Below are 23,649 nucleotides of genomic sequence, written 5' to 3' on the forward strand. Positions count from 1 at the left end.
GACTGCTTGCGAAGCTTTTTGAGAGGGCGCTTCGTCCGGACGCGCCCTCAGACGCGCGCATCTGACGGCGCCCGCTGCTTGAGCAGCCGCGCGCAGACGAGGCCGAGCAGCACCATGATCGCGGCGCTCGCCGACAGGGTCGCCATCTTGCCGGCATGCTGGAGCCCGAAGCCGTAGGCGAGCGGGCCCACCGTCTGCCCCATGAAGAAGAAGAACGAATGCAGCGACATTGCCGTGGCGCGCGCCTCGACCGAGAGCTCGCTGGCGAAGACCTGGAGACAGCCATGGGCGATGTAGAAGCCCCAGCCCATCACGACGAGATTCAGCGCCTGCACTTCCCAGCGTGGACCGAAGGCGACGGCGATGAGCTGTGAGGCCACCAGCGTCATCCCTGCGATCATCATGCCCCTCACGCCGAGCCAAGGCAGCAGGCGCGACACCGTGAGCGTGTAGAACAGGCCGCCGACCGCAAAGCCGGCGATGACGATGCCGGCGATCGACAGCGAGGTCTGGCCGAGCTCGAACAGGAACGAAGCGATGTAAGGAAACAGGCCGAGCACGCAGCAGCCTTCGATGAACACCGCCGAATAGCAGACATAGGCATTCGGGTTGGTGAAGATGGTGCGATAGCCGGCCTTCAGCGCCGACAGGCTCGTCTTCGGCGGATGCTTGACCTTGGCGCCACGAAAGCCGGCCGCGACCGCGATCGATGCGATGATCACGAGCACACCGAGCACCGCCAGCACGCCGCGCCAGCCGAGGAAATCGCCGATCAGGCCAGAGGCCGAGGCGCCGAGCAGATTGCCGGTCATGGCGCCGGCGAGCGTGCGGCTGATCGCAACCTGGCGCTTCTCGGGACCGACGAGGTCGCTGGTCAGGCTGAGCGCCACCGGAAATACGCCGCCGGAGCCGATGCCCGCGAGGATGCGAGTTGCGAACAGAACCGAGAACGACGTCGAGAATGCGCCCAGGATGTTCGCGAAGCCGAGCAGCGCGAGGCAGCCGATCATCAGCCGGGTCTTGCCGAACAGGTCGGCGGCGGCCCCGATGATCGGCTGGATAATCGAGAAGGTGAAGGCGAACACCGCGGCAAAGCCCGCGGCGGTCGCGATGCTGACGCCAAAATCCTCGGCGACGTGCGGCAGCACCGGATCGAGCGCGCGAGCCGACAAGGCAGCGGCAAAGCTTGCGCCTGAGATGACGTAGAGCGCCGTCGGCAAGCCGTGATCTTGCGGCCGCGCCTCGCTCTGCTGCATCAGCGCGGATTCTTTGCCAGCGCGTCGAACGCCATCAGCCGGGCGATGAGCCCGTCGAACTCGCGCAGCGGCACCATGTTGGGGCCGTCCGACGGCGCGCGATCGGGATCGGGATGGGTCTCGATGAAGACGCCGGCAACGCCGACCGCCACCGCCGCGCGTGCGAGCACGGGCACGAATTCGCGCTCGCCGCCCGAGGACGTCCCCTTCCCGCCCGGCTGCTGCACCGAATGGGTGGCGTCGAAGATGACGGGCGCGCCGGTGGTGCGCGCCAGGATCGGCAGCGCGCGCATGTCGGAGACGAGCGTGTTGTAGCCGAACGAGGCGCCACGCTCGGTGACGAGCACGTTGGGATTGCCAGCGCTCGTGATCTTGGTCACGACATTGGCCATGTCCCAGGGTGCCAGGAACTGACCTTTCTTGACGTTGACGACCTTGCCGGTCGCGGCCGCCGCCAGCAGCAGATCGGTCTGCCGGCACAGAAAGGCTGGAATCTGCAGGATGTCCACGGCCTGCGCCACCTCGGCGCATTGCGTGGCTTCGTGCACGTCGGTCAGAACAGGCAAGCCGAGCGAGGATCGGATTTCCGCGAAGATCGGCAGCGACTGCGCAAGACCCAGCCCGCGCGCCGCCGCCGCGCTGGTGCGATTGGCCTTGTCGAACGAGGTCTTGTAGACGAGGCCGATGTTCAGCCGCTCCGCGATCTCCTTCAGCGCGGAGGCGACCTCCAGCGCATGCTGGCGGCTCTCGAGCTGGCAGGGCCCAGCAATGACCGAGATCGGCAAATCATTGCCGAATTTGACCCTGCCGATGGTGACGACCGGCGCCGCTGAATTCGAAGAGCTCAAGGCACATCCCTCGTTTCGGCGCGACCATAGCCGCCACGAGGGTCGGATCAACCCTCTTCCGCCCGGACGGTCCGAATATCAGGGTTGCGCCAGGGTTCCCTGTCCGCTGCCTGCTACTTCACCGCCGAGAAGGCGGTCGGCGCCAGGATCTGGCTGACGATGTTGGCGACGATCTGGCCGTCGGCTTCGCTCTCGGCGCGCGCCTTCATCCAGTCCGGATCGGTCATGAACGCGCCCCACTTCTTCTCGCGCTCGGCAAGCGAGTCCCAGGCGAGGAAATAGGTCAGCTCCTGGTTGGATTCGCCGATCAGGGTGGTGAAGAACCCGGCCTGCTTGATGCCATGCTTCTCCCAGATCTTCAGCGTGGCGGTCTCGAACCGCTTGAGCAATGCCGGTAGGCGGCCGGGCACGCAACGATAGACGCGCATTTCGTAGATCATTCTTGCTCCCTCCCTGACAGGAGCGGCGGTTATACCCGCTGGCCACAACTCTGTCTTGAGCCTCACCCGGGGCCCCCTCATGGCGTTCCGTGCATAGCTCGATAGCGCGGGGCCGGCGCTCTTGATAATGTGCAGGCTCGGTCAGGGCGCATCAGCCGCCGACGGCCCGAGAGCAATCGGCAAAACGACCGAAGCGATCAAAGGGGGCGAAGGCAATGACCTATTTTGATCTCGGACCCTACAGCCGCAAAATCACCACGACTTCGCCCGATGCGCAGCTCTGGTTTGACCGAGGGCTCAACTGGGTGTTCGGATTCAACCACGGCGAGGCGATCAAATGTTTTCGCAAGGCGCTCGAGTTCGATAGCAGCTGCGCGATGGCGCATTGGGGCATCGGCTACGCCGCGGGTCCCAACTACAACCTGCCCTGGGTCCGCTATGACGCACAAGGCCGTCAATTGGCGCTGGCGGGATCATACGATGCGACGCAGGACGCCCTCGCGCAGGCGGAGAGGGCGAGCCCGGTCGAGCAAGCGCTGATCCGCGCCTTGTCGGCGCGCTATCCGCAGCGTGAAGCGATCGAGGACATGGCGCCGTGGGACAAGGCCTTCACGCGAGAGATGCGAAAGGTCTTCGCCACGTATCCCGAAGATCTCGAGGTCCGAGCCATCTTTGCCGAATCGATCATGAACGAGACGCCGTGGCTGATGTGGGACCTTGAGTCTGGAGAACCCACCAAGGGCGCTGGCACCGAGGAATGCAGGGCCGTGCTCGAACAAGCTTTCGATCGATGGCCGGCTGCGTGGAATCATCCGGGGCTGCTCCATCTCTACGTCCACCTCATGGAGATGTCGCCCTTCCCGCAAAAGGCGATGCGGGCTGGGGACCGGCTGCGCGGGATCGCCCCCGATAGCGGCCATCTGATCCACATGCCGACGCATCTCGACGTGCTGTGCGGGCAGTACAACGACGTCCTGCTCTACAATCAGAAGGCGCTGGCGACCGACCGCAGATTCCTCGCTTATTCGGACGATCCGGGTGTCTACCTGGTCTATGTCATCCACAACTTCCACTTCGCCATGTACGGCGCGATGTTCCTGGGTCAATACGCCCCCGCTATCGCAGCGGCCGAGGAACTCATTGCCACCGTGCCCGAGCCAGTGCTGCGCATTCAATCGCCCCCCATGGCGGACTTCCTGGAAGGCTACTTGACGATGAAGCAGCACGTTCTCGTGCGTTTCGGCAAATGGCACGACATCATTGCCCAACAGCTGCCGGAGGATCGCGAGCTATACTGCTCCGTGACGGCAATGATCCACTACGCCAAGGCGGTGGCTCATTCAGCGCTTGGCCACGTCACTGAGGCCGAAACCGAGAAAGCGTTGTTCGCTCAGGCGAAGACACGCGTGCCGGAGAGCCGGCTCGTGCACAACAACAAGGTCGTCGCCCTGCTCGGCGTGGCCGAAGCCATGTTGAATGGCGAACTGGAATATCGCAAAGCCAATTACGACTTCGCGTTCGCTGAGCTGCGCAGATCGGTCGCGCTCAGCGACGCCTTGCCCTATGACGAGCCGTGGGGATGGATGCAGCCACCGCGTCACGCACTCGGCGCGCTGCTGCTGGAGCAGGGACGGATCGAGGAAGCCGAGGCGGTGTACCGTTCCGATCTCGGCCTCGATGGAAAGCTGAGCCGGGCCTGCCAGCATCCCGACAATCTGTGGTCGCTTCACGGCTTGCACGAATGTCTCATGCGGCGTGGCGACAGCGCCGAGAGGCCGCTGATCAAGCAGCGACTTGACCTCGCCCAGTCGCGCGCGGAGGTGCCGATCAAGGCATCTTGCTTCTGCCGCAGGATGGACATCGCGGCCGCGTAGCCGGACGTGCGAGCAAGACTTTGTCAGGGCAGACCGAGCCGGCTACACCAGCCGGCTCTGCTTCGCCGCCGCCTCGATGAACGAAGCGAACAGCGGATGCGGCTCAAAGGGGCGCGACTTCAGCTCGGGGTGGAACTGGACGCCGATGAACCAGGGGTGATCCTCGTACTCGACGATTTCAGGCAGCACGCCGTCGGGCGAGAGGCCTGAGAACTTCAAGCCGTGCTGCTCGAGGCGGTCCTTGTAGGCGGTGTTGACCTCGTAGCGATGGCGGTGACGCTCGGAGATTTCGGTCGCGCCGCCATAGACCTGCGAGACGCGGCTGCCGCGATTGAGCGTTGCAGGATAGGCGCCAAGCCGCATCGTACCGCCGAGGTCGCCTGCCTGCGAGCGCTTCTCGAGCTCGTTGCCGCGCAGCCATTCCGTCATCAGGCCGACCAGCGGCTCCTTGGTCGGGCCGAACTCGGTGGAGTTGGCGTCCTCGATGCCGACGAGGTTTCGCGCGGCCTCGATCACCGCCATCTGCATGCCGAAGCAGATGCCGAAATACGGCACGTCGCGCTCGCGCGCGAACTGCGCCGCCCTGATCTTGCCCTCTGCGCCGCGCTGGCCGAATCCGCCGGGCACCAGGATGCCGTTGACGTGCTCGAGGAACGGCGCCGGGTCCTCCTTCTCGAAGATCTCGCTCTCGATCCAGTCGAGATTGACCTTCACCTTGTTGGCGATGCCGCCATGCGAGAGCGCCTCGATCAGCGACTTATACGCATCCTTCATGCCGGTGTACTTGCCGACGATGGCGATGGTGACGTTGCCCTCGGGATTGCGGATGCGCTCGTTGATCTCCTGCCAGCTGCGCAGCTCCGGCGGAATCCGCGAGGCGATGCCGAAGGCAGCGAGCACTTCGTCGTCGAGGCCCGCATTGTGGTAGGCCTCGGGGACCGCGTAGATGTTGTCGACGTCGCGCGCCTCGATCACGGCGCTTTCGCGCACGTTGCAGAACAGCCCGAGCTTGCGCCGCTCTTCCTTCGGGATCTCGCGGTCGGTGCGGCAGAGCAGGATGTCCGGCTGGATGCCGATCGAGCGCAGCTCCTTCACGGAGTGCTGCGTCGGCTTCGTCTTCAGCTCACCGGCGCTGGGAATATAGGGCAGCAGCGTCAGATGGATGTAGACGGCGTGATCGCGCGGCAGCTCGTTCTTGAGCTGGCGGATCGCCTCGAAGAACGGCAGGCCCTCGATGTCGCCGACGGTGCCGCCGATCTCGACCAGCACGAAGTCGTAATCGTCGTTGCCGTCGAGGACGAATTCCTTGATGGCATTGGTGACGTGCGGAACAACCTGGATGGTCGCGCCGAGATAATCGCCGCGGCGCTCCTTGGAGATGATGTCCTGGTAGATGCGTCCGGTCGTGATGTTGTCGGCCTTGGTCGCCGGCCGGCCGGTGAAGCGCTCGTAGTGACCGAGATCGAGATCGGTCTCCGCGCCGTCATCGGTCACGAACACTTCGCCGTGCTGATACGGCGACATCGTTCCGGGATCGAGGTTGAGATAGGGGTCGAGCTTGCGGAGGCGGACCTTGTAGCCTCGGGCCTGCAGCAGGGCACCCAGTGCCGCCGAAGCCAGACCCTTGCCGAGCGAAGAAACCACGCCGCCGGTGATGAATATGTACCGCGCCATGGGACTTAACCTCTAATCCCCTAAATACGATTCGCCAAAGCGATTCGTATTCCGCCCCAAAGATTTTGCGGGCCTGTGGGTGAGCCGAAACGAAGAGTGATGACAATGCCTTGATGGGGATTGTTGATGCAGGACGGTAGCCACCGCCCTGCATGGCCCCCCTGCTTTATTGCGAGCGCGGCACCTGAGGACCGGTCGGAGCCGGTGCCTGCTGCTGCTCGTCGGCCTTCTTCAGTGAATCCAGGATGCCGCCCGAGGTCGGCGGCGCGATCGGCGACCCGCCGGCCGGCTGGGTCTGCGAGGGCTGGCCGATGATCGACGACGGCTTGCGGTCGTAACCGGCATACCAGGACAGGAACAGGCTGGTGAGGAAGAAGCCGACGGCCAGGATCGCGGTGGTCCGCGTCAGAAGGTTCGCCGTGCCGCGGCTCGACATGAAGCCCGCGCCGCCGCCCATGCCGAGGCCGCCGCCTTCCGACTTCTGGAGCAGGACGGCACCGATCATGACGGCGACGATCATGAGGTGGATGACGATGACAACGGTCTGCATGATATCCTTCCGTCACAAGCGGGCGGCGCCTGACGGCGGCCGATCGCGCTTCGCGGGTTTTCCTGAAGTTGCGCGGTGTTACACGATCGGAGGTGGCATTGCCACCCCCGATCGGGCCCGGTCCCGCGGTTTGGACTTAGCTAGGGGCAGCCCTTAGCGATCGCAAGGAAATCGGCCGCCTTCAGGCTGGCACCGCCGACCAGAGCCCCGTTGACGTTCTTCACCGCCATCAGTTCGGCCGCGTTCGAGGGCTTGACCGAGCCGCCGTAGAGGATTCGCATCTTCGCGCCCTCAGCCTTGAACCTGATGGTCAGGAGTTCCCGGATAAACCCATGAATCTGCCCGACATCCTTGGCTGTGGGGGTCAGCCCGGTGCCGATCGCCCAGACCGGCTCATAGGCCACGACCAGATTGGCCGCCGTCGAGCCCTCTGGCAGCGAGCCGTCGAGCTGGCCGCGCAGGATGTCCAGGGTCTGGCCGGCGTCGCGCTGGCCCTGCGTTTCGCCGATGCAGACGACCGCAACGGCCCCGGCGCGCCAGGCCGCCTCGGCCTTCTGCCGGATCAGCGCGTCGCCCTCCCCGTGGTCGGCGCGGCGCTCGGAATGGCCGACGATGATGGCGGTCGCGCCTGCATCGGCGAGCATTTCGGCGGCGATATCGCCGGTGTGGGCGCCGGAGGCTTTGGGGTGGCAGTCCTGGGCCCCGACCGCGACCTTCTTGCCGCGCGCCTTCTCGGCGAACGCCGCAACCAGGGTCGCCGGCGGGCAGACCAGCAGGTCGGCCTTGCCAGCCACGTCTGCCGCGCCGTTGAGCATGGCGTCGAATTCAGCAGCCTGGGCTTTCAGGCCGTTCATTTTCCAATTGCCCGCGATCAGCGGTCGGATGGCGTCGGTCATGTCAATGTCCAGCAGAATGAGGTTTGTTCATGCGCTAGCAGAGGTGCTCCTGCAGTTCCAGAGACCAGAGGCCCTTTCGCCGCAGCTTCAAGCGGTCGCCCGGGGCGAGGTTGCGGGGGGAAAGCCGCCACTTTATGATGATCTATCAATTTGGTGACGCGCTTTTGCGGAATCTGCATTAAGACGCGCACCGTTCCCCTCCTGACCAAACAAGTTGGACCAAATGCTCCGAGGAATACGCAAGGCCTCATCGAACTGGCTCGGCAAGATCGTTATGGCCGTGGTGATGGGCGTGTTGATCATCAGTTTCGGCATTTGGGGCATTGCCGACATCTTCAAGGGCTTCGGCCAGTCCACGGTCGCCAAGATCGGCAGCACCGAGATCTCGCTCAACGAGTTCCGCCAGATCTACACCGACCGCCTGCAACAGATCAGCCGCCAGTTCGGCCGTCCGTTGACGCCCGACCAGGCGCGCGCGTTCGGCCTTGACCGCCAGGTGCTGCAGCAGACCATTGCCGAGGCCGCGCTCGACGAAGAGGCGCGCCGGCTCGGCCTTGGCCAATCCGACGAGCAGATCCGCCAGCTCATCATGAACGACCCCAACTTCAAGGGTATCGGCGGCAATTTCGACCCCAATCGCTTCCAAGCCTTGATCCGCAATTTCGGCTACACCGAGCAGCGCTATGTCGCCGAGCAGCGCAAAGTATCGCTGCGCCGGCAGATCACCGGCACGGTCGGCGCCGGCCTCGAGCCCCCGAAGGCCATGGTCGACGTCCTGACGCGCTACCAGAACGAACAACGCTCGATTGAATTCGTCCGGCTCGACGCCGCGCAGGCCGGTCCGATCGACCCGCCCTCGCCCGAGGCGCTTGCCGCCTATTTCGAGGATCACAAGGTCCAGTTCCGCGCGCCCGAATATCGCAAGATCTCCTTCGTCGTGGTCTCGCCGGAAGAAATCGGCAAATGGACCGAGGTCTCGGACGAGGATGCCCGGAAGATGTTCGAGCAGCGCAAGGACCGGCTCGGCACGCCTGAGAAGCGCCAGATCCAGCAGATCGTCTTTCCGAACGTTGCCGAAGCGCAGGCCGCTCGCGAGCGCCTCGTCGGCGGCACGTCGTTCGAGGACATCGGCAAGGAACGCGGGCTGAGCGCCTCCGACGTCGACCTGGGGCTTGTGACTAAGTCTTCGCTCGCGCCCGCCGTCGGCGATGCCGCGTTCGCGCTGCCTGCCGGCGAGATCAGCCAGCCGATCCAGAGCGGGCTCGGCGTCGCGATCGTCAGGGTCGACAAGATCGAGCCGGGCGCCGAGGCCGACTACGCCAAGCTTGCCGGCGACATCAAGCGCGAGATCGCGACTGAGCGTGCACGCGTCAAGGTCGCCGACCTCCGCGACAAGATGGAAGACGAGCGTGGCGGCGGCTCCAGCGTGATCGACGCGGCGCAGAAGCTCGGCCTCACCGCCGTGACCATCGAGGCCGTCGACCGCTCCGGTCGCGCCCCGAACGGCCAGCCGGTCGCCAGCATCCCGCAGGGCCTCGACGTGGTATCGCAGGCCTTCAACACCGATGTCGGCGTCGACAACGACGCGATCTCGTTCAAAGGCGGCTATGTCTGGTACGACGTGCTCGCCATCACCCCCTCGCGCGACCGCAATCTCGACGAGGTCCGCGATCAGGTCGAGGCGCGATGGCGCCAGGACCAGATCGCCGCCAAGCTGAAGGCCAAGGCGACCGAGATGGTGCAAAAGCTCGATGCGGGCGGCAAGCTCGCCGACGAGGCCACCGCCGTCGGCGCCAAGGTCGAGACCGCGAGCGGCTTCAAGCGCGACGACTCGCCCGTCGGCGTGCCCGGCACCGTCGTGGCGGCGGCCTTCCGCACCGCCAAGGACGGCATCGGACAGACGGCCGTGAGCGGCGGCAGCGAGGTGATCGTGTTCCGCGTCACCGACATCGTCGATCCCGCGGTCGACTTTGCCTCCGACGCGGTCAAGAAGCTGAAGGAGAGCCTCGACCGCGCCCAAACCGAGGAGCAGGTCGCTTCCTACGTCAACAAGCTTGAAACCGACATCGGGACCACCATTAATCAGGCCGCCTTCGCGCAGGTGACCGGCGCGAACCAGTGAGTTGAAAGCACGCGATGGACGACCTGAAATCGATCATTGGAAAAGTGGCGACCGGCGCGAGCCTGTCGCGTGACGAAGCCGCTTCCGCCTTCGATGCCATGATGAGCGGCGAGGCCACGCCCTCGCAGATGGGCGGGCTCTTGATGGCGCTGCGGGTGCGCGGCGAGACCGTGGACGAGATCACCGGCGCGGTCGCGGCGATGCGCGCGAAGATGCTGACCGTACAGGCGCCGCCGGAGGCGGTCGACATCGTCGGCACCGGCGGCGACGGCTCCGGCTCGGTCAACGTGTCGACCTGCGCGTCCTTCATCGTCGCGGGCGCCGGCGTGCCCGTGGCCAAGCACGGCAACCGCGCGCTGTCGTCGCGCTCGGGCGCCGCCGACGTGCTGGCCTCGCTCGGGGTGAAGATCGATCTCAAGCCGGAGCAGGTCGGCCGCTGCGTGCGCGAATGCGGCATCGGCTTCATGTTCGCCCCCGCCCACCATCCCGCCATGAAGAACGTCGGCCCGACCCGGGTCGAGCTCGCCACGCGCACGATCTTCAATCTGCTCGGGCCGCTGTCGAACCCGGCCGGCGTGAAGCGGCAGATGGTCGGCGTGTTCTCCAGGCAATGGGTGCAGCCGCTGGCGCAGGTGCTGAAGAATCTCGGCTCCGACTCCGCCTGGGTGGTGCACGGGTCCGATGGTCTCGACGAGATCACCCTCACCGGCCCGACCTTCGTCTCCGCGCTCCACAACGGCGAGATCCGGAATTTCGAGGTGACGCCGGAGGAAGCCGGGCTCCCGCGTTGCGAGGCCGGTGCGCTCAAAGGCGGTGACGCCGATGCCAACGCGATCGCGTTGCAGAGCGTGCTCGACGGCAAGCCGAGCCCCTATCGCGACGTGGCGCTGCTCAACGCAGCCGCCGCGCTGGTCGTGGCCGGCCGCGCCAAGGACCTCAAGGAGGGCGTCGCGATCGGCGTCCGCTCGATCGACAGCGGCGCGGCCAACGCGAAGCTGAAGCACCTGGTCACGATCTCCAAGAGCTGAACTCCCGCATGTCCGACATCCTGACCAAGATCGAGACCTACAAGCGCGAGGAGATCGCGGCGGCGAAGCGAGCGCGTCCGCTCTCCACCGTCGAGGCGCAGGCCAAGGCCGCCTCCGCGCCGCGCGGCTTCCTGCGCGCGATCAAGGCAAAGCACGCCAAGGGCGGCTACGCGCTGATTGCCGAGATCAAGAAGGCCTCGCCCTCCAAGGGACTCATTCGCGCCGATTTCGACCCGCCGGCACTCGCAAAGGCCTATGAAGCCGGCGGCGCTGCCTGCCTGTCGGTGCTGACCGACACGCCCTCGTTCCAGGGCCATCTCGACTTCATGGTAGCCGCGCGCGAAGCAACCTCGCTCCCCGTGCTGCGCAAGGATTTCCTGTTCGATCCCTATCAGGTGGTCGAGGCCCGCGCACACGGCGCCGACTGCATCCTGATCATCATGGCGGCGCTCGATGACGCCGCGGCAAGAGACCTCGAAGACGCCGCCCTCGCCTACGGCATGGACGTCTTGATCGAGATCCATGACCGCGCCGAGCTCGACCGGGCGCTGAGACTTCGCTCGCCGATGATCGGGGTCAACAACCGTAATCTTCGGACCTTCGAAACCACGCTCGCGACCAGCGAGGCCTTGGCGCCGCTGATCCCTTCGGACCGGCTGATGGTCGGCGAGAGCGGCATCTTCACGCCCGCCGACCTCGCCCGGCTCGAGCGCGTCGGTATGTCGACGTTCCTGGTCGGCGAGAGCCTGATGCGGCAGGCCGACGTCACGGCGGCGACGCGCGCGCTGCTCGCGCGCGAGGCGACGGCGCGCGCGGCGGGCACGCGCTGACATGGCGCGCAAGCCGGCGAAGACCATTTCAGCCAAGACGAAGCAGGCCAAAGCAAAGGCCGGCCCCGCCCTCACCCATATCGGCGCCTCCGGCGAGGCGCGGATGGTCGACGTCTCGGACAAGCCAGCGACGGAGCGGCTGGCGGTCGCCGAGGGTCGCGTCGTCATGACCAAGACGACGCTCGATCTGATCGTGTCCGGAAACGCCAAGAAAGGCGACGTGCTCGGCACCGCGCGCATCGCCGGCATCATGGCCGCCAAGCGCACCTCGGAGCTGATCCCGCTCTGCCATCCGCTCGCCTTGTCGAAGGTCATCGTCGATATCGAGCCTGACGCCAAGCTGCCGGGCTGCGTGGTACGGGCCACCGTGAAGGTGACGGGACCGACCGGCGTCGAGATGGAGGCGCTCACGGCGGTGTCGGTCGCCTGCCTCACCATCTACGACATGATCAAGGCCGTCGAGCGCGGCGTGCGCATCGAGGGCATCCATCTGGTCGAGAAGCTCGGGGGCAAATCCGGCCATTACCGCGCCTGAAGCGGGCTTGCGTTAGCGCCCCACTTTCGCGCCGCGCGCATGGATTGCTTTTGCGCGCGGGTATTCACGTCTCGTTAACCGCGCTTCCTAACTTTGCTTCCACACCGTCACCGTAAACCAACGGATGTTCTCGGGGTCCTGAATTGATCCTGACGTGTGCGCGGCAACGAATCCAGCATGAAGATGAAACTCGGCAGTCGTCTCTTTGACCAGGTCTTCGTGCGCAGCGGCCCGATCCGCTGGCTTGTGGTTGGCGGCACGCTGCTGATCGCGGCCATCGCCATAGGCTCGGTCCTGATGGCGCAGAACTTCCGGGAGCGGGCGCTGCGCAATTCCGGTCGCGAGCTGGAAAACACCGTGCTGCTGCTTGCTCATCATTTCGATCAGCAATTGCAGGATTTCGCCGTCATCCAGAAGGGTTTCGTCGACTACGTCCGCACCACCGGAATTACCACCGGAGAGGAGTATCGCAAGCGCCTCTCGGGCGAGGACGTGCACCGGATGCTGCGGTCGAAGATCGAGGCGCTGCCCTATATGGGCGGTCTCAACATCATCGATGCCGAAGGCAATCTGATCAATTCGTCGACCGCATGGCCGACGCCCAAGGTGAATGTCGCCGATCGCGCCTACTTCCGCACTTTCAAGTACGATCCCAATGCACCTGATGTCCTGATCGAGCCGCTGCACAGCCGCGTCTCCGGTGCGTGGACCATTCTGGTGGCCCGGAGGGTCGTCGGGCCACGCGGCGAGTTCCTCGGCGTGGTCGGACGCGGGATCGAGCCCGCCAATTTCGAGAAATTCTTCGCCTCCGTGGTGCTCGGCGAAGGCGCGACGATCTCGATGCTGCATCGCGACGGCACACTGCTCGCCCGCTATCCGCAGTCCGGCGAATTGATGGGGCGAAACTTCAAGACCGGACCGTTCGAGCATCAAAGGGTGTTCGGGCTCGATCATTTCGCCGGCCGCTTCAACAGCCCCGTCGACGGCGAGGACCGGCTGATCTCCTCCCGTGCCCTGCCCCACTTCCCGATCCTGGTGATGGCCACCACGACGCGCGCAGCGGCCTTGGCTGACTGGCGCGAGCAGATCGGCATTCTGATCTCGATCGCAGCCTCTTCCGCGCTCGCGATCGCAGGCGTGCTGATTGCCGTCGTGCGCAAGCTGCTGGAGCAGCACCGCCTTTCGCGCGAACAGCTGACGCTGGAGAAGCAGCGGCTCGACCGCGCCGTCAACAACATGACGCAGGGCCTGTTGCTGTTCGATTCCGAGCAGCGGCTCGTGGTCTGCAACCAGCGCTACATCGAGATGTACGGCTTGTCGGCCGAGATCGTGAAGCCCGGCTGCAGCTTTCGCGACATCATCGCCCATCGCAAGACAACCGGCTCGTTCACCGGCGACGTCGATGCCTACGTCGCGCGTGTCCTGAAGGACATCCATCTCCGCAACTCCATGGTGGTCGATACCGCCGACGGCCGTTCGATCCACATCCTCAACGAGCCGCTCGCGGATGGCGGCTGGGTGGCGACCCACGAGGACATCACGGAGCGCCGGCGCATCGAGGAGCGCATCACCCACCTCGCCCATTACGACGCGCTGACGGATCTGCCCAACCGCGCCATGTTCCACGAGCATCTGCGGCAGGAGCTGGCCGCGGCGCGCGACGGCGAGCAGACCGCGGTGCACTACATCGACATCGACGAGTTCAAGGGCGTCAACGACGCGCTCGGCCATCTCATCGGCGACGAGCTGTTGAAATCGATCGCGACCAACCTCCGCCGCTGTGCGGGTCCCGCAGATTTCGTGGCGCGACTCGGCGGCGACGAATTCGCCATCGTGCAGGGCGCGGTAACGTCGTTGGATCAGGTCAACGAGCTCGTCGCGCGCGTCTTCGAAACCATCCGCACGCCGGTCGACTGCATGGGCCATCATCTCACCAGCGACGCCAGCATCGGTATCGCGCTCGCGCCGGAACACGGCACGGCGCTCGACCAGATCCTGAAGAATGCGGACATGGCAATGTACGCGGCCAAGTCCGCCGGACGCCACACTTACCGCTTCTTCGAGCCGGACATGGACGCCAAGGTCCGCGAACGCCGGCAGCTCGAGGGCGACCTGCGCCACGCCATTGCGCAAGGCGGCCGCGAAGGCGGGCTGGAGGTCTATTACCAGCCCTGCCTCGGCCTGAAGGACGACCGCATCACCGGCTGCGAGGCTTTGGTGCGCTGGCGCCATCCCGAGCGCGGCTGGGTCTCGCCGGCGGATTTCATCCCGATCGCCGAAGATACCGGCCTGATCAACGAGATCGGCGAATGGGTGCTGGCGACCGCGTGCCGGGACGCGGCAAGCTGGCCCGACGACATCCGTCTCGCCGTCAACGTCTCGCCGGTGCAGTTCAAGAGCGGCACGCTGGCGCTGAAGATCATGGCGGCGCTCGCAGCGTCGAATCTGCCGGCGAGCCGGCTCGAGCTCGAAATCACGGAGGCGGTCCTGATCCGCGACGACGATGCCGCGCTTGCCATCCTGCACCAGCTCCGCGCCATCGGCGTGCGCATCGCGCTCGACGATTTCGGCACCGGCTACTCGTCACTGAGCTATCTGCACCGCTTCCCGTTCGACAAGATCAAGATCGACCGCTGCTTCGTCGAGGACATCGCCCGTCCCGACGGCTCCGCCAGCATCGTTCAGGCCGTCGTCAACCTGGCGGCCGCCCGCCGCATGACCACGACGGCCGAGGGTGTCGAGACCGAGGAGCAGCAGCGCCTGTTGCGTACGCTCGGCTGCTCCGAGATGCAGGGCTATTTGTTCAGCGCCGCCAAGCCCGCCGACAAGATGCTGGAGCTGTTCGCGCTGCACCGCAGCCGGCGCGCCCGGCGCGAAGGCAGCGAGAGCCGCCGCCGCGAGGTCGGTTAGGTCGAAACGGCGCTGCAAACGAAATCGCCCGGAAGCGGTCCTCCGCTCCCGGGCGAAACATGATCCGGAACGTCGTAAGATCTAGTTCGGCACTGCAGCCTTCGTCGCGCGCTTGGCGGCGACCGCATTTGCCGTAACGCCGTGGAGGAAGTCGTAGGCTGCGTGCAGAGCCTTGTCGTCCTTCTCTTCCGGCGGAACGTAGGACTGCGATCCGGTCTGCTCGGTGCCGTCGGCCGACAGATGCCCGCGCATCTGGGATTCCGCCATGGTGTCCATCCGCCCCTTCAGCTCGGGCGGCACGTCCTGGAGGATCTCGATGTCGGGCGCGATGCCTTGGGCCTGAATCGAGCGGCCCGACGGCGTGTAGTAGCGCGCCGTGGTCAGCGCCAGCGCGCCATTGCCGGAGCCGAGCGGAATGATGGTCTGCACCGAGCCCTTACCAAACGATCGCGTGCCGATCAACGTCGCGCGCTTGTGGTCGTGCAGCGCACCGGCAACGATCTCCGAGGCCGAGGCCGAGCCGCCGTTGATCAGCACCACGATCGGCTTGCCTTTGGTGAGGTCGCCGCCATGGGCGGTGAAGCGCTGGGTTTCTTCCGGACTGCGGCCGCGGGTCGAAACGACCTCGCCGCGCTGCAAGAAGGCGCTCGACACCGACACGGCCTGGTCGAGCAGGCCGCCCGGATTGTTGCGCAGATCAACCACGTAGCCGGCGAGCTTCTCCGGCGGGACCTGCTTGGAGACCGAGGCGATCGCCTTCTTCAGGCCGTCGGCGGTCTGCTCGTTGAACGAGGTGATGCGGATATAGCCGATGTCGCCGTTCTCGACGCGGAAGCGCACCGGACGCACATGGATGATCTCGCGCGTGATCGCAACCTCGAGCGGCGCATCCGCACCCTTGCGGATGATGGTCAGCTTGGTCTTGGTGTCGACCGGTCCCTTCATCTTGTTGACCGCCTGCTCGAGCGTCATGCCCTGCACGGCCTCGCCGTCGATCTTGCCGATGAGGTCGCCGGACATGATGCCGGCCTTCGAAGCCGGCGTGTCGTCGATCGGCGAGACGACCTTGACGAGGCCATCCTCCATCGTGACCTCGATGCCGAGCCCGCCGAACTCGCCGGAGGTGGTCTCCTGCATCTCGGTCCAGGCCTTGGCGTTCATGTAGCGCGAATGCGGGTCGAGCGAGGTCACCATGCCGGTGATCGCCCCCTCGATCAGCTTGGCATTGTCCGGCTTCTCGACATAGCTGGCCTTGACCCGCTCGAACACCGCGCCGAACAGATTGAGCTGGGAATAAGCATCACCCGCACTCACTGCCGCCCGTGCTGCCCATACGCCGCCCTGCGGGCTCGCTACCAGAAGGGTCAGGCACGCTCCCGTGAGCGCGCCCAGGGGGAACAGCAGGGTTTTCCGCATGAAGGTGCCTTTTGTGCTTGGCGTTTCTCTTGAGGCTGGGAGACGCCATGCAAATGGCGATCCAGTCCATCTCTCACAATACCATTCTGGTTTCTTCAAGGCCGGGATGCCGCGCTGGCGGGTACACCGAAGAAATCCCTTCGCCTTGGCCTAAACTTTTGGCAACGTTCCGAAACTGTTTCGAAGCAACACGACACCGGTCCGGGCCGCCCACGCTTCGCAGCTATGCGATTTTAGGATGGTTTTGGAGGGCCGGACGCGATAGGCGATGGCGACAAGACTTCAAATTCTCGGGAGGACAACAATGAATGAAGCGCCCCGCATCCGGCCGGAACGGAACGTCGAGCTCGGCGCCAGCGACGAGCCGTTCCAGAACCTGCACGAGTTCATCCGGAAGGCGCGCGCCAACCTCAACCAGAATGCCTGGGACTACATCATCGGCGCCGCCGAGACCGAGACCACGATGCGGCGCAACCGCATGGCGCTCGACGAGATCGCCTTCCGCCCGCGCGTGCTGCGCGACGTGCGCAGGATCGATGGCAGCGTCGAGCAGTTCGGCCGCAAGCTGCGTCTGCCGGTGGTGCTGGCTCCCGTCGGCGCACTCGAGATCTTCGATCCGGATGGCGCGGCGAGCGTCGCGCGCGCTGCGGGCAGGTTCGGCGCGGCGCACATGCTGAGCTCGGTGTCCGAGCCCGGCCTCGAGACGACCGCCGAGGCTGCCCCCGATGCACTGCGTCTCTATCAACTCTATGTCCGCGGCGACGATGCCTTCGTCGCCGACGTGGTCGACCGGGCCGAGAAGAACGCCTATGCCGCCTTCTGCCTGACCGTCGACACCGCCCATTACAGCCGTCGTGAACGTGACATCGCCAAGCGCTACGTTCGCGAGAGCCGCCTGCGCGCGACCGGCGGCGATTTCCAGAAGGGCCTGGAGTGGCGGACCGTGAAGATGATCAAGGACACGTTCAAAATTCCGCTGATCCTCAAGGGTATCGCCACGGCCGAGGATGCGCAGATCGCGCTCGATCACGGCGTCGAGTGGATCTACGTCTCCAACCATGGCGGACGCCAGCTCGACCACGGCCGCGGCGCCATGCACGTGCTGCCGGAGATCGTCGACGCCGTGAAGGGCCGCGCCAGGATCATGGTCGACGGCGGCTTTTGCCGCGGCACCGACATCGTCAAGGCGATCGCGGCGGGCGCCGACCTCGTCGGCATCGGCCGGCTGCAATGCTGGGCGCTGGCGGCAGCCGGCGAAGCCGGCGTCGCGCGGATGCTGGAGTTGCTCGAAGACGAGGTGCTGCGCTGCCTCGGCCTCCTAGGCGCCACCTCATTCGCCGAGCTCGACAAATCCTGCCTGCATCCGGCGGCCGCCACCAACGCGCCCAGCGTGTTCAGCGCGTTCCCGCTGTTCGACCACGAGCCCTATCGTTACTGACGCGCCATACTGAAGTGAAAAGGACGCAATGACATCGCTCTCTCCCGGCAGCGCGGATGCGCTGCTGTTCGACCTCGGGCGCGTTGTGCTCGACATCGACTTCTCCAAGGCGATCGCCTGCTGGGCGGGACATGCCGGCTGCCAGCCCGAGGCCATCATCGCGCGCTATGTGCGCGACGAGGCCTACCGGTTGCATGAGATGGGCAAGATCAGCGATGCGGACTATTTCGCCTCGCTGCGGTCCTCGCTCGGGATCGGCATCTCGGATGCGCAATTCCTGGAAGGCTGGAACGCGATTTTCGCCGGCGAGATGCCTGATATCGCCGAGCTGCTGCCGCGCGCGGCGAAGCAGATGCCGCTCTACGCCTTCTCCAACACCAATCGGCCGCACGTCGACCATTTCTCGAAGGAATATGCCGGTCTGCTCGGCCATTTCCGCGAGCTGTATCTGTCCTCCAGCATCGGCCTGCGCAAACCGGATGCCGAGGCCTTCGACCATGTCGTGGCGGCGATCGGCGTGCCGGCCGAGCGCATCGTGTTCTTCGATGACCTCGCCGAGAACATCGAGGGAGCACGGGCGCGCGGCTTGACCGCCGTGCATGTCACCTCGCCGCGTGATGTCGGGAACGCATTGAAAGCACTGGGGATCTGAGCCGCGGGAAAGCCCGGAGCGCGCTCACTTGCCGGAACAAAAACTGCTGAAGATGTGGAACCTGATCACTTTGTGCATTTTTATACAGAGTTCCGGGAACGGAATACCACCCTTCGGACTCATGAGTCCGTTGGGACTTCTACATTGGACTGATCGACGTGCTGGGCAAGACCTATCTCACCAAGCAAGCCTCTCTCCTGCTCGAATTCGCCAGAACCACCTCGGATTCTGACCTCTCCGCCAAGCTAATCAGCAAGGCCGCCGACCTGAAATCCCAGGCGGACCCGCTGCCGGACAAGGATCAGGGTCCCAAGCCGCCCGACGTCGCGGATTTCAGTCCGGGCGATCCGACGGGGCGTTGAACGATGTTGGCCGTGGCGCTGGTCATTCTCGTCCTTGCCATGGCAATCCTCGTTCCGGTCTGTCTCGCCTTCCGCATCATGCCGCGGCGGAGTTGAGCCCGCTCAGACGTCAGAGTGCTCGCGTTCCTGTGCGGGATGCTTGATCGCAAGAACGACGATTTCGCCGGCCTCTACCTCCAGCCGGTAGTAAACCAGGTAACGGTACCGCCGCGTTACCAGCTTGCGCACGCCCTCGACCTCCTGCCGTCGTCCAAGTTGCGGAAAGCGAACAAGATCTCGAAGGGATTCAAGGATCGCAGCGCGCACGCGCAATGCGCCTTTGGGGCTGTGCTCCCTAACATAATCGGCAATCTCAATCAGATCCTTGGCCGCGCGTTGCGTAAATCTGAGCTTCATCGCTCGAAGCGGCGAAAGGCGGCTTCGATCTCGGCGTCAGACGCAAATTGCCGGAGGTTCGCCTGCGTGAGCCCCTCGAGGACCGCCGCAAGATGACCGGGATCGACTTCCTCAGCCTCCTCTCCGGCGTCGCTCAACGCCAACATGGCGCGTGCAATCTCGTCCTGGCTATCCGCAGGAAGCCGCCGCACGGCCTTCAGCGCCTTTTCGAGCAGTTCTGTCATTGGCAGAAGATAAGCCGGGTCGAGACCAAAAGGAAGTGTGGTTCCTGGCTGGCAAGGGAGGCCTTTTGCTTCAGCTCCTCCGCTCGGCTAGAACTTGCCGACCCAGTCCTGATTTGTTGCGGAGTTCGCCCGTGGCCCTGATGCCGGTTTCTGACGCGCTTGCTGCGGTGTTGGCCGGCGTCGAGCCGCTGGCTGAACAGATGGTTTGCCTCGACGAGGCCTACCATCGTGTGCTCGCCCGCGATGTCGCGGCGCGGCGCACGCAGCCGCCGGAGGCGATGTCGGCGATGGACGGCTATGCCGTGCGCACGGCCGACGCGGCAAACGATTCGAGGTTGACCGTCGTCGGCGAGGTCGCGGCGGGCCGGCCGCTCGCGGGAAGCGTCGGCCCCGGCGAAGCCGTGCGGATCTTCACCGGCGGCGTCGTTCCCGACGGCGCCGATGCCGTCGTGATCCAGGAGGACACGGCTGCCGACGGCAAACATGTGACGATCAAGGAAGCCGCCATTTTCGGCCGGCACATCCGCCCTGCAGGCGTCGACTTCCGCGAAGGCGACGTGCTGCTGCGCAAGGGAATCCGCCTCACCGAGCGCGATCTCGCCCTTGCCGCCGGAATGAATCATCCGCATCTCGCCATCATCCGCCGCCCGAGGGTTGCCGTTCTCGCCACCGGCGACGAGCTCGTGATGCCGGGCACCACGCCTGGTCGCGGCCAGATCGTCTATTCCAACGGCTATGCCCTGCATGCGCTCGCCCGCAGCGAGGGCGCCGAGACCATCGACCTCGGAATTGCCGCCGATACACTGGAGGCGACGTCCGCCGGCATCCGCCGCGCGCGCGAGAGCGGCGCCGACATCCTGATCACGACCGGCGGTGCCTCGGTCGGCGACCACGACCTGATCCAGCAGGCGCTCAAGGGCGAAGGCATCGCGATGGCGTTCTGGAAGATCGCGATCCGGCCGGGCAAGCCGATGATGCACGGTCGGATAGGCGCGATGCGCGTGATTGGCCTGCCCGGCAATCCCGTGTCGTCCTACGTGTGCGCCTTCCTGTTCATGGTCCCCTTGATTCGCGCCCTGTCGGGCCGTTCAGCGATTCATCATCGGCGCGAGCGCGCCGTGCTGGGCCGCGATCTCGCCGCCAACGACCAGCGCGAGGACTATCTGCGTGCGCGGCTGGAGGAGCGCGACGACGGCACGCGCGTCGCCCTTCCGGTCAGCCATCAGGACTCCTCCCTTCTTGCGAATCTCGCTGCGGCACAGGTACTTCTGGTGCGCGCACCGTTCGCGCCGAAGGCCGAGGCCGGCACGCCTTGCGAGGTGCTCCGGCTGCCCGTCTGAGCCGCCCAGCCACACGCATTCCGCGAGCTTGGCCGCGTTCACCATAAATTAAGCAGTTGCGGAACACATATCGAACATATAGTGTCCGTTCATGATTTGTTTCGAGGATGTAGCGGCTTAGTGCCGGCTTCATCGTGTCGGAATCGAACGACATCAACCGGGGGACTTTGGTCGAGATGTTGACGCGCAAACAATACGAGCTTCTGCGATTCATCAGCGAACGTCTGAAGGAAAGCGGCGTGCCGCCGTCCTTCGACGAGATGAAGGATGCGCTCGACCTGCGCTCGAAGTCAGGCATCCATCGCCTGATCACTGCGCTCGAGGAGCGCGGCTTCATTCGCCGCCTGCCCAACCGCGCCCGTGCCATCGAGGTGATCAAGCTGCCCGAGCTCCAGGCCGCCGCCGGCAATCGCCGTGGCTTCACCCCGAGCGTGATCGAGGGCAATCTCGGCAAGGTGCGCGCGAGCTCCAGCCCGCCTGCGGACGAGGGCGAGCGCCCCGTCGCGGTGCCCGTGATGGGCCGCATCGCCGCCGGCACGCCGATCGAGGCGCTGCAGACCCGCAGCCATACCATCAGCGTGCCGCCGGACATGCTCGGCTCGGGCGAGCACTACGCGCTCGAAGTGCGCGGCGATTCGATGGTCGAGGCCGGCATCCTCGACGGCGACATGGCGCTGATCCAGCGCAACGAGACCGCAAATACCGGCGACATCGTGGTGGCATTGATCGACGACGAGGAGGCCACGCTCAAGCGCTTCCGCCGCCGCGGCGCCTCGATCGCGCTCGAGCCCGCCAATGCCGCCTACGAGGTCCGCATTCTTCCGCCGAACCGCGTGAAGATCCAGGGCAAGCTGATCGGGCTTTACCGGAAGTACTGATACGGGAAACATCAAGCGCCGCGCGCGTTTCGATCGGCATCGGCGATCCAGGATCGGAGCGGATACTTGTCCGCTCCGGCTGGACGGTTTCTCTGGTTCTGCGCCGGCTGTCCGGTCCATCTTCCCGCGCGACATTCCCCCGCGCAGGCGCGCAGCCATTTCTGCTTCGCCGGTAGAGTTGTGCCGGCAGTGCTGATAGCTCCGGCCGAATGCAAGGACGCGAGGTTTGTTCCTATCGAATCCGGGAAAGATAATGTGATCGCGCGCTGCGGACGCGAGCCGCAGATTTGCCCATAACCGAGCAGAGCGTTGTATGCTTCCACTCTGATAGAGGCCTGCGCCTCGAAAGAGACGCGGGTCGCTATCCCAGCATGAGGAGCACCCGATGTGTGACTACAGCCTGCATGCCGTCGCGACGCGCCCCGCCGAAGTCGGCGAGACGATCGTCACGACAACCTTCCGCGGCACCTCGACGCGCGGTTTCGCTTCCGAAGCCGATCCCTCCGTCGCGGTCTGTCTGCTGCCGGGGACGGAGCTCGCTTTCGCCGACAACGTCCGCTACGACAACCGCTGGATCTGGACGCGCACCGTGAACTCTCGCGTCGGCAAGTTCGGCAAGATCGACCCGCACATTCCCGATCGCCATCATGACGCGATCGAATTCCCCGACGGCAAATACGTGCTGGTGACGCAGCTCGTCGAAGGCCAGCGCGCGACCGTGCTGCAATTGCCGGTGACGCAGCCAGCCCCCGAGCGCGAGCACAAGCCGCAGATCGTCGCCGACACGCGGCCCACGATCACGCGCCTGCCGATCGGCTGACGCCCTTCGGCCGACAGGCCGAGCCCGGGATTGAAATTGCCGTCGCCGGCTGAGGCCGGCGAGCCCGGTGAGTTTGTGTTTCAGGACATTCGATCGGCGAGCCCACCGCCGCGCCTCGTCGTCGCACGAAGTTTGGGCCGTGCTGCCCGCATTTTGAACGTCCGCTCCGCAGCCAAATGACCGATGCTGTCGTGGTTTGAGGCGGCGGACACGCTCGATGAAGACCTTCATTCGCGTCGTTGAACTTTGGGTACCCGACCGGACGCGCAGGCGGCTGGAATTCGGCGGCGGCCTCTACGACGATGGGCTGTCCGCGTTCAAAGCCGTCAGCGAAGAGCTGCACTTCGGATATGACGAGGGACTTCCCGGCAAGGCCTGGGCCTGTGGCCACCCCGTCATCCTCACGAAATTCGCCAACTCCTATTTCAAGCGGACCGATCAGGCCGCTGCGGCCGGCCTCACCTGCGGCGTGGCGGTGCCGGTGTTCGCGGGCGAATTCCTGCAAGCCGTGCTGGTGCTGTTCTGTGGCGACGACGAGGCGCACGTCGGCGCGATCGAACTCTGGCACAACGATCCTGATCTCTCGCATGAGATGGGGCTCGTCGATGGCTATTACGGCACCGCGGACATGTTCGAATTCAACTCCCGCCACACCAGATTTCCGCGCGGCTTCGGCCTGCCCGGACGCACCTGGAAGGCGGGCCTGCCGCTGATCATCAAGGACTTGCACGACGCCAAGAGTTTCCTGCGCTGGGAGGACGCCGCCAAGGTCGGGATCAATCTCGGCGTCGGCGTGCCCTACCGAACCGGTACCGACCAGACCTGGGTTCTGACATTCCTCTCCGCGCAGGCAACGCCGATTGCACGACGCTTCGAGATCTGGGTCCCGAACGAGGACCGTTCGGCGCTGGTCTTTCGCGCCGGCGATTGCAGCGCGCAGACCGACCTCGCCGCACGCTATGCGGCGCAGTCCATCGCCAGGGGCGAAGGCAGCATTGGCGGCGCCTGGGCCGCCGGCATGCCCGCGCTCAACGACGATCTCACCCGTGACGGCTCGATCGCCGGCTCCGAAGCCTGCGCAGCCGGGCTGAGCCGAATGGTGGCCCTGCCGGTCATCGGCAACGGAAGGCTTGACGCCGTGCTGGCCTGGTATTTGTGAT

At 65.3% G+C, this 23,649-nt stretch carries 22 protein-coding genes; 13 read left to right on the top strand and 9 right to left on the bottom strand.

Annotation, left to right across the window (positions count from 1 at the left end):
- Positions 1-47: 47 nt before the first annotated feature.
- From I6F12_RS17295 to I6F12_RS17305, 3 genes are all read right to left on the bottom strand, one after another.
- A complete protein-coding gene (locus I6F12_RS17295) occupies positions 48-1,256 on the bottom strand; it encodes an MFS transporter (protein ID WP_225156896.1) in 1,209 nt (402 codons plus the stop codon).
- The gene (gene kdsA / locus I6F12_RS17300) at positions 1,256-2,104 is read right to left on the bottom strand and encodes a 3-deoxy-8-phosphooctulonate synthase (protein WP_225156897.1); all 849 of its coding nucleotides are present in this window, start codon (positions 2,102-2,104) and stop codon (positions 1,256-1,258) included. Before kdsA ends, I6F12_RS17295 begins: the two co-directional genes overlap by 1 nt.
- Positions 2,105-2,217: 113 nt before the next feature.
- Positions 2,218-2,544: an NIPSNAP family protein gene (locus I6F12_RS17305; protein ID WP_057030503.1), complete on the bottom strand. Its 327-nt coding sequence runs from the start codon at positions 2,542-2,544 to the stop codon at positions 2,218-2,220.
- 215 nt (positions 2,545-2,759) lie between these two features.
- On the opposite strand from I6F12_RS17305, the gene I6F12_RS17310 reads away from it, so the two are divergent.
- Entirely contained in the window at positions 2,760-4,418 is a 1,659-nt protein-coding gene (locus I6F12_RS17310; protein ID WP_225156898.1) for a hypothetical protein, read from the top strand.
- Between the two features lie 42 nt (positions 4,419-4,460).
- Here the strand turns inward: I6F12_RS17310 and I6F12_RS17315 are convergent, their stop codons facing one another.
- The 3 genes from I6F12_RS17315 to tpiA form a co-directional block, all read right to left on the bottom strand.
- Entirely contained in the window at positions 4,461-6,092 is a 1,632-nt protein-coding gene (locus I6F12_RS17315) for a CTP synthase (RefSeq protein WP_057030501.1), read from the bottom strand.
- A gap of 166 nt (positions 6,093-6,258) precedes the next feature.
- Positions 6,259-6,642: a preprotein translocase subunit SecG gene (gene secG / locus I6F12_RS17320; protein ID WP_036009912.1), complete on the bottom strand. Its 384-nt coding sequence runs from the start codon at positions 6,640-6,642 to the stop codon at positions 6,259-6,261.
- A gap of 140 nt (positions 6,643-6,782) precedes the next feature.
- Positions 6,783-7,538, bottom strand: a complete 756-nt coding sequence (tpiA, locus tag I6F12_RS17325; RefSeq protein ID WP_225156899.1) for a triose-phosphate isomerase — start codon at positions 7,536-7,538, stop codon at positions 6,783-6,785.
- Positions 7,539-7,761: 223 nt separating this feature from the next.
- Between tpiA and I6F12_RS17330 the strand changes: the two genes are divergently transcribed.
- From I6F12_RS17330 to I6F12_RS17350, 5 genes are all read left to right on the top strand, one after another.
- Positions 7,762-9,660: a SurA N-terminal domain-containing protein gene (locus I6F12_RS17330; protein ID WP_036025192.1), complete on the top strand. Its 1,899-nt coding sequence runs from the start codon at positions 7,762-7,764 to the stop codon at positions 9,658-9,660.
- 14 nt (positions 9,661-9,674) lie between these two features.
- The gene (trpD, locus tag I6F12_RS17335; RefSeq protein WP_036044310.1) at positions 9,675-10,688 is read left to right on the top strand and encodes an anthranilate phosphoribosyltransferase; all 1,014 of its coding nucleotides are present in this window, start codon (positions 9,675-9,677) and stop codon (positions 10,686-10,688) included.
- An 8-nt stretch (positions 10,689-10,696) separates the two neighbouring features.
- Entirely contained in the window at positions 10,697-11,518 is an 822-nt protein-coding gene (gene trpC, locus I6F12_RS17340) for an indole-3-glycerol phosphate synthase TrpC (RefSeq protein WP_225133721.1), read from the top strand.
- A 1-nt stretch (position 11,519) separates the two neighbouring features.
- On the top strand, positions 11,520-12,053 hold the full coding sequence (moaC, locus tag I6F12_RS17345; protein ID WP_036025198.1) for a cyclic pyranopterin monophosphate synthase MoaC: 534 nt from the start codon (positions 11,520-11,522) through the stop codon (positions 12,051-12,053).
- Between the two features lie 177 nt (positions 12,054-12,230).
- Positions 12,231-14,963: an EAL domain-containing protein gene (locus tag I6F12_RS17350; RefSeq protein WP_225156900.1), complete on the top strand. Its 2,733-nt coding sequence runs from the start codon at positions 12,231-12,233 to the stop codon at positions 14,961-14,963.
- 81 nt (positions 14,964-15,044) lie between these two features.
- On the opposite strand, the gene I6F12_RS17355 is transcribed toward I6F12_RS17350, so the two are convergent.
- Positions 15,045-16,379, bottom strand: coding sequence for a S41 family peptidase (locus I6F12_RS17355; RefSeq protein ID WP_036009952.1), 1,335 nt, complete (start codon positions 16,377-16,379; stop codon positions 15,045-15,047).
- Between the two features lie 304 nt (positions 16,380-16,683).
- Here I6F12_RS17355 and I6F12_RS17360 point away from each other — a divergent pair, with 304 nt between their 5' ends.
- The 3 genes from I6F12_RS17360 (at position 16,684) to I6F12_RS17370 (ending at position 18,831) form a co-directional block, all read left to right on the top strand.
- Positions 16,684-17,817, top strand: a complete 1,134-nt coding sequence (locus I6F12_RS17360; RefSeq protein ID WP_074447974.1) for an alpha-hydroxy acid oxidase — start codon at positions 16,684-16,686, stop codon at positions 17,815-17,817.
- A gap of 28 nt (positions 17,818-17,845) precedes the next feature.
- On the top strand, positions 17,846-18,469 hold the full coding sequence (locus tag I6F12_RS17365) for an HAD family phosphatase (protein WP_036044305.1): 624 nt from the start codon (positions 17,846-17,848) through the stop codon (positions 18,467-18,469).
- A 158-nt stretch (positions 18,470-18,627) separates the two neighbouring features.
- Positions 18,628-18,831, top strand: coding sequence for a hypothetical protein (locus I6F12_RS17370; protein ID WP_109143631.1), 204 nt, complete (start codon positions 18,628-18,630; stop codon positions 18,829-18,831).
- 102 nt (positions 18,832-18,933) lie between these two features.
- Here I6F12_RS17370 and I6F12_RS17375 read toward each other — a convergent pair whose 3' ends face one another.
- A complete protein-coding gene (locus tag I6F12_RS17375; RefSeq protein WP_109143630.1) occupies positions 18,934-19,227 on the bottom strand; it encodes a type II toxin-antitoxin system RelE/ParE family toxin in 294 nt (97 codons plus the stop codon).
- Positions 19,224-19,451 (bottom strand): hypothetical protein, encoded by a 228-nt coding sequence (locus I6F12_RS17380; RefSeq protein WP_109143629.1) that lies wholly within the window; start codon positions 19,449-19,451, stop codon positions 19,224-19,226. The genes I6F12_RS17375 and I6F12_RS17380 overlap by 4 nt, the downstream gene beginning before the upstream one ends.
- Before the next feature lie 131 nt (positions 19,452-19,582).
- Between I6F12_RS17380 and glp the strand changes: the two genes are divergently transcribed.
- The 4 genes from glp to I6F12_RS17400 all read left to right on the top strand — a co-directional run bounded on the left by glp (position 19,583) and on the right by I6F12_RS17400 (position 23,648).
- On the top strand, positions 19,583-20,791 hold the full coding sequence (glp, locus tag I6F12_RS17385) for a gephyrin-like molybdotransferase Glp (RefSeq protein ID WP_225156901.1): 1,209 nt from the start codon (positions 19,583-19,585) through the stop codon (positions 20,789-20,791).
- A 176-nt stretch (positions 20,792-20,967) separates the two neighbouring features.
- Positions 20,968-21,669, top strand: coding sequence for a transcriptional repressor LexA (lexA, locus tag I6F12_RS17390; protein WP_036009965.1), 702 nt, complete (start codon positions 20,968-20,970; stop codon positions 21,667-21,669).
- 385 nt (positions 21,670-22,054) lie between these two features.
- A complete protein-coding gene (locus tag I6F12_RS17395) occupies positions 22,055-22,489 on the top strand; it encodes a hypothetical protein (RefSeq protein ID WP_025036527.1) in 435 nt (144 codons plus the stop codon).
- A gap of 217 nt (positions 22,490-22,706) precedes the next feature.
- A complete protein-coding gene (locus I6F12_RS17400; protein WP_225140022.1) occupies positions 22,707-23,648 on the top strand; it encodes a GAF domain-containing protein in 942 nt (313 codons plus the stop codon).
- Position 23,649: the final 1 nt, after the last annotated feature.

This window comes from Bradyrhizobium sp. IC4059 (assembly GCF_020193615.1).
Lineage (GTDB): Bacteria > Pseudomonadota > Alphaproteobacteria > Rhizobiales > Xanthobacteraceae > Bradyrhizobium > Bradyrhizobium yuanmingense.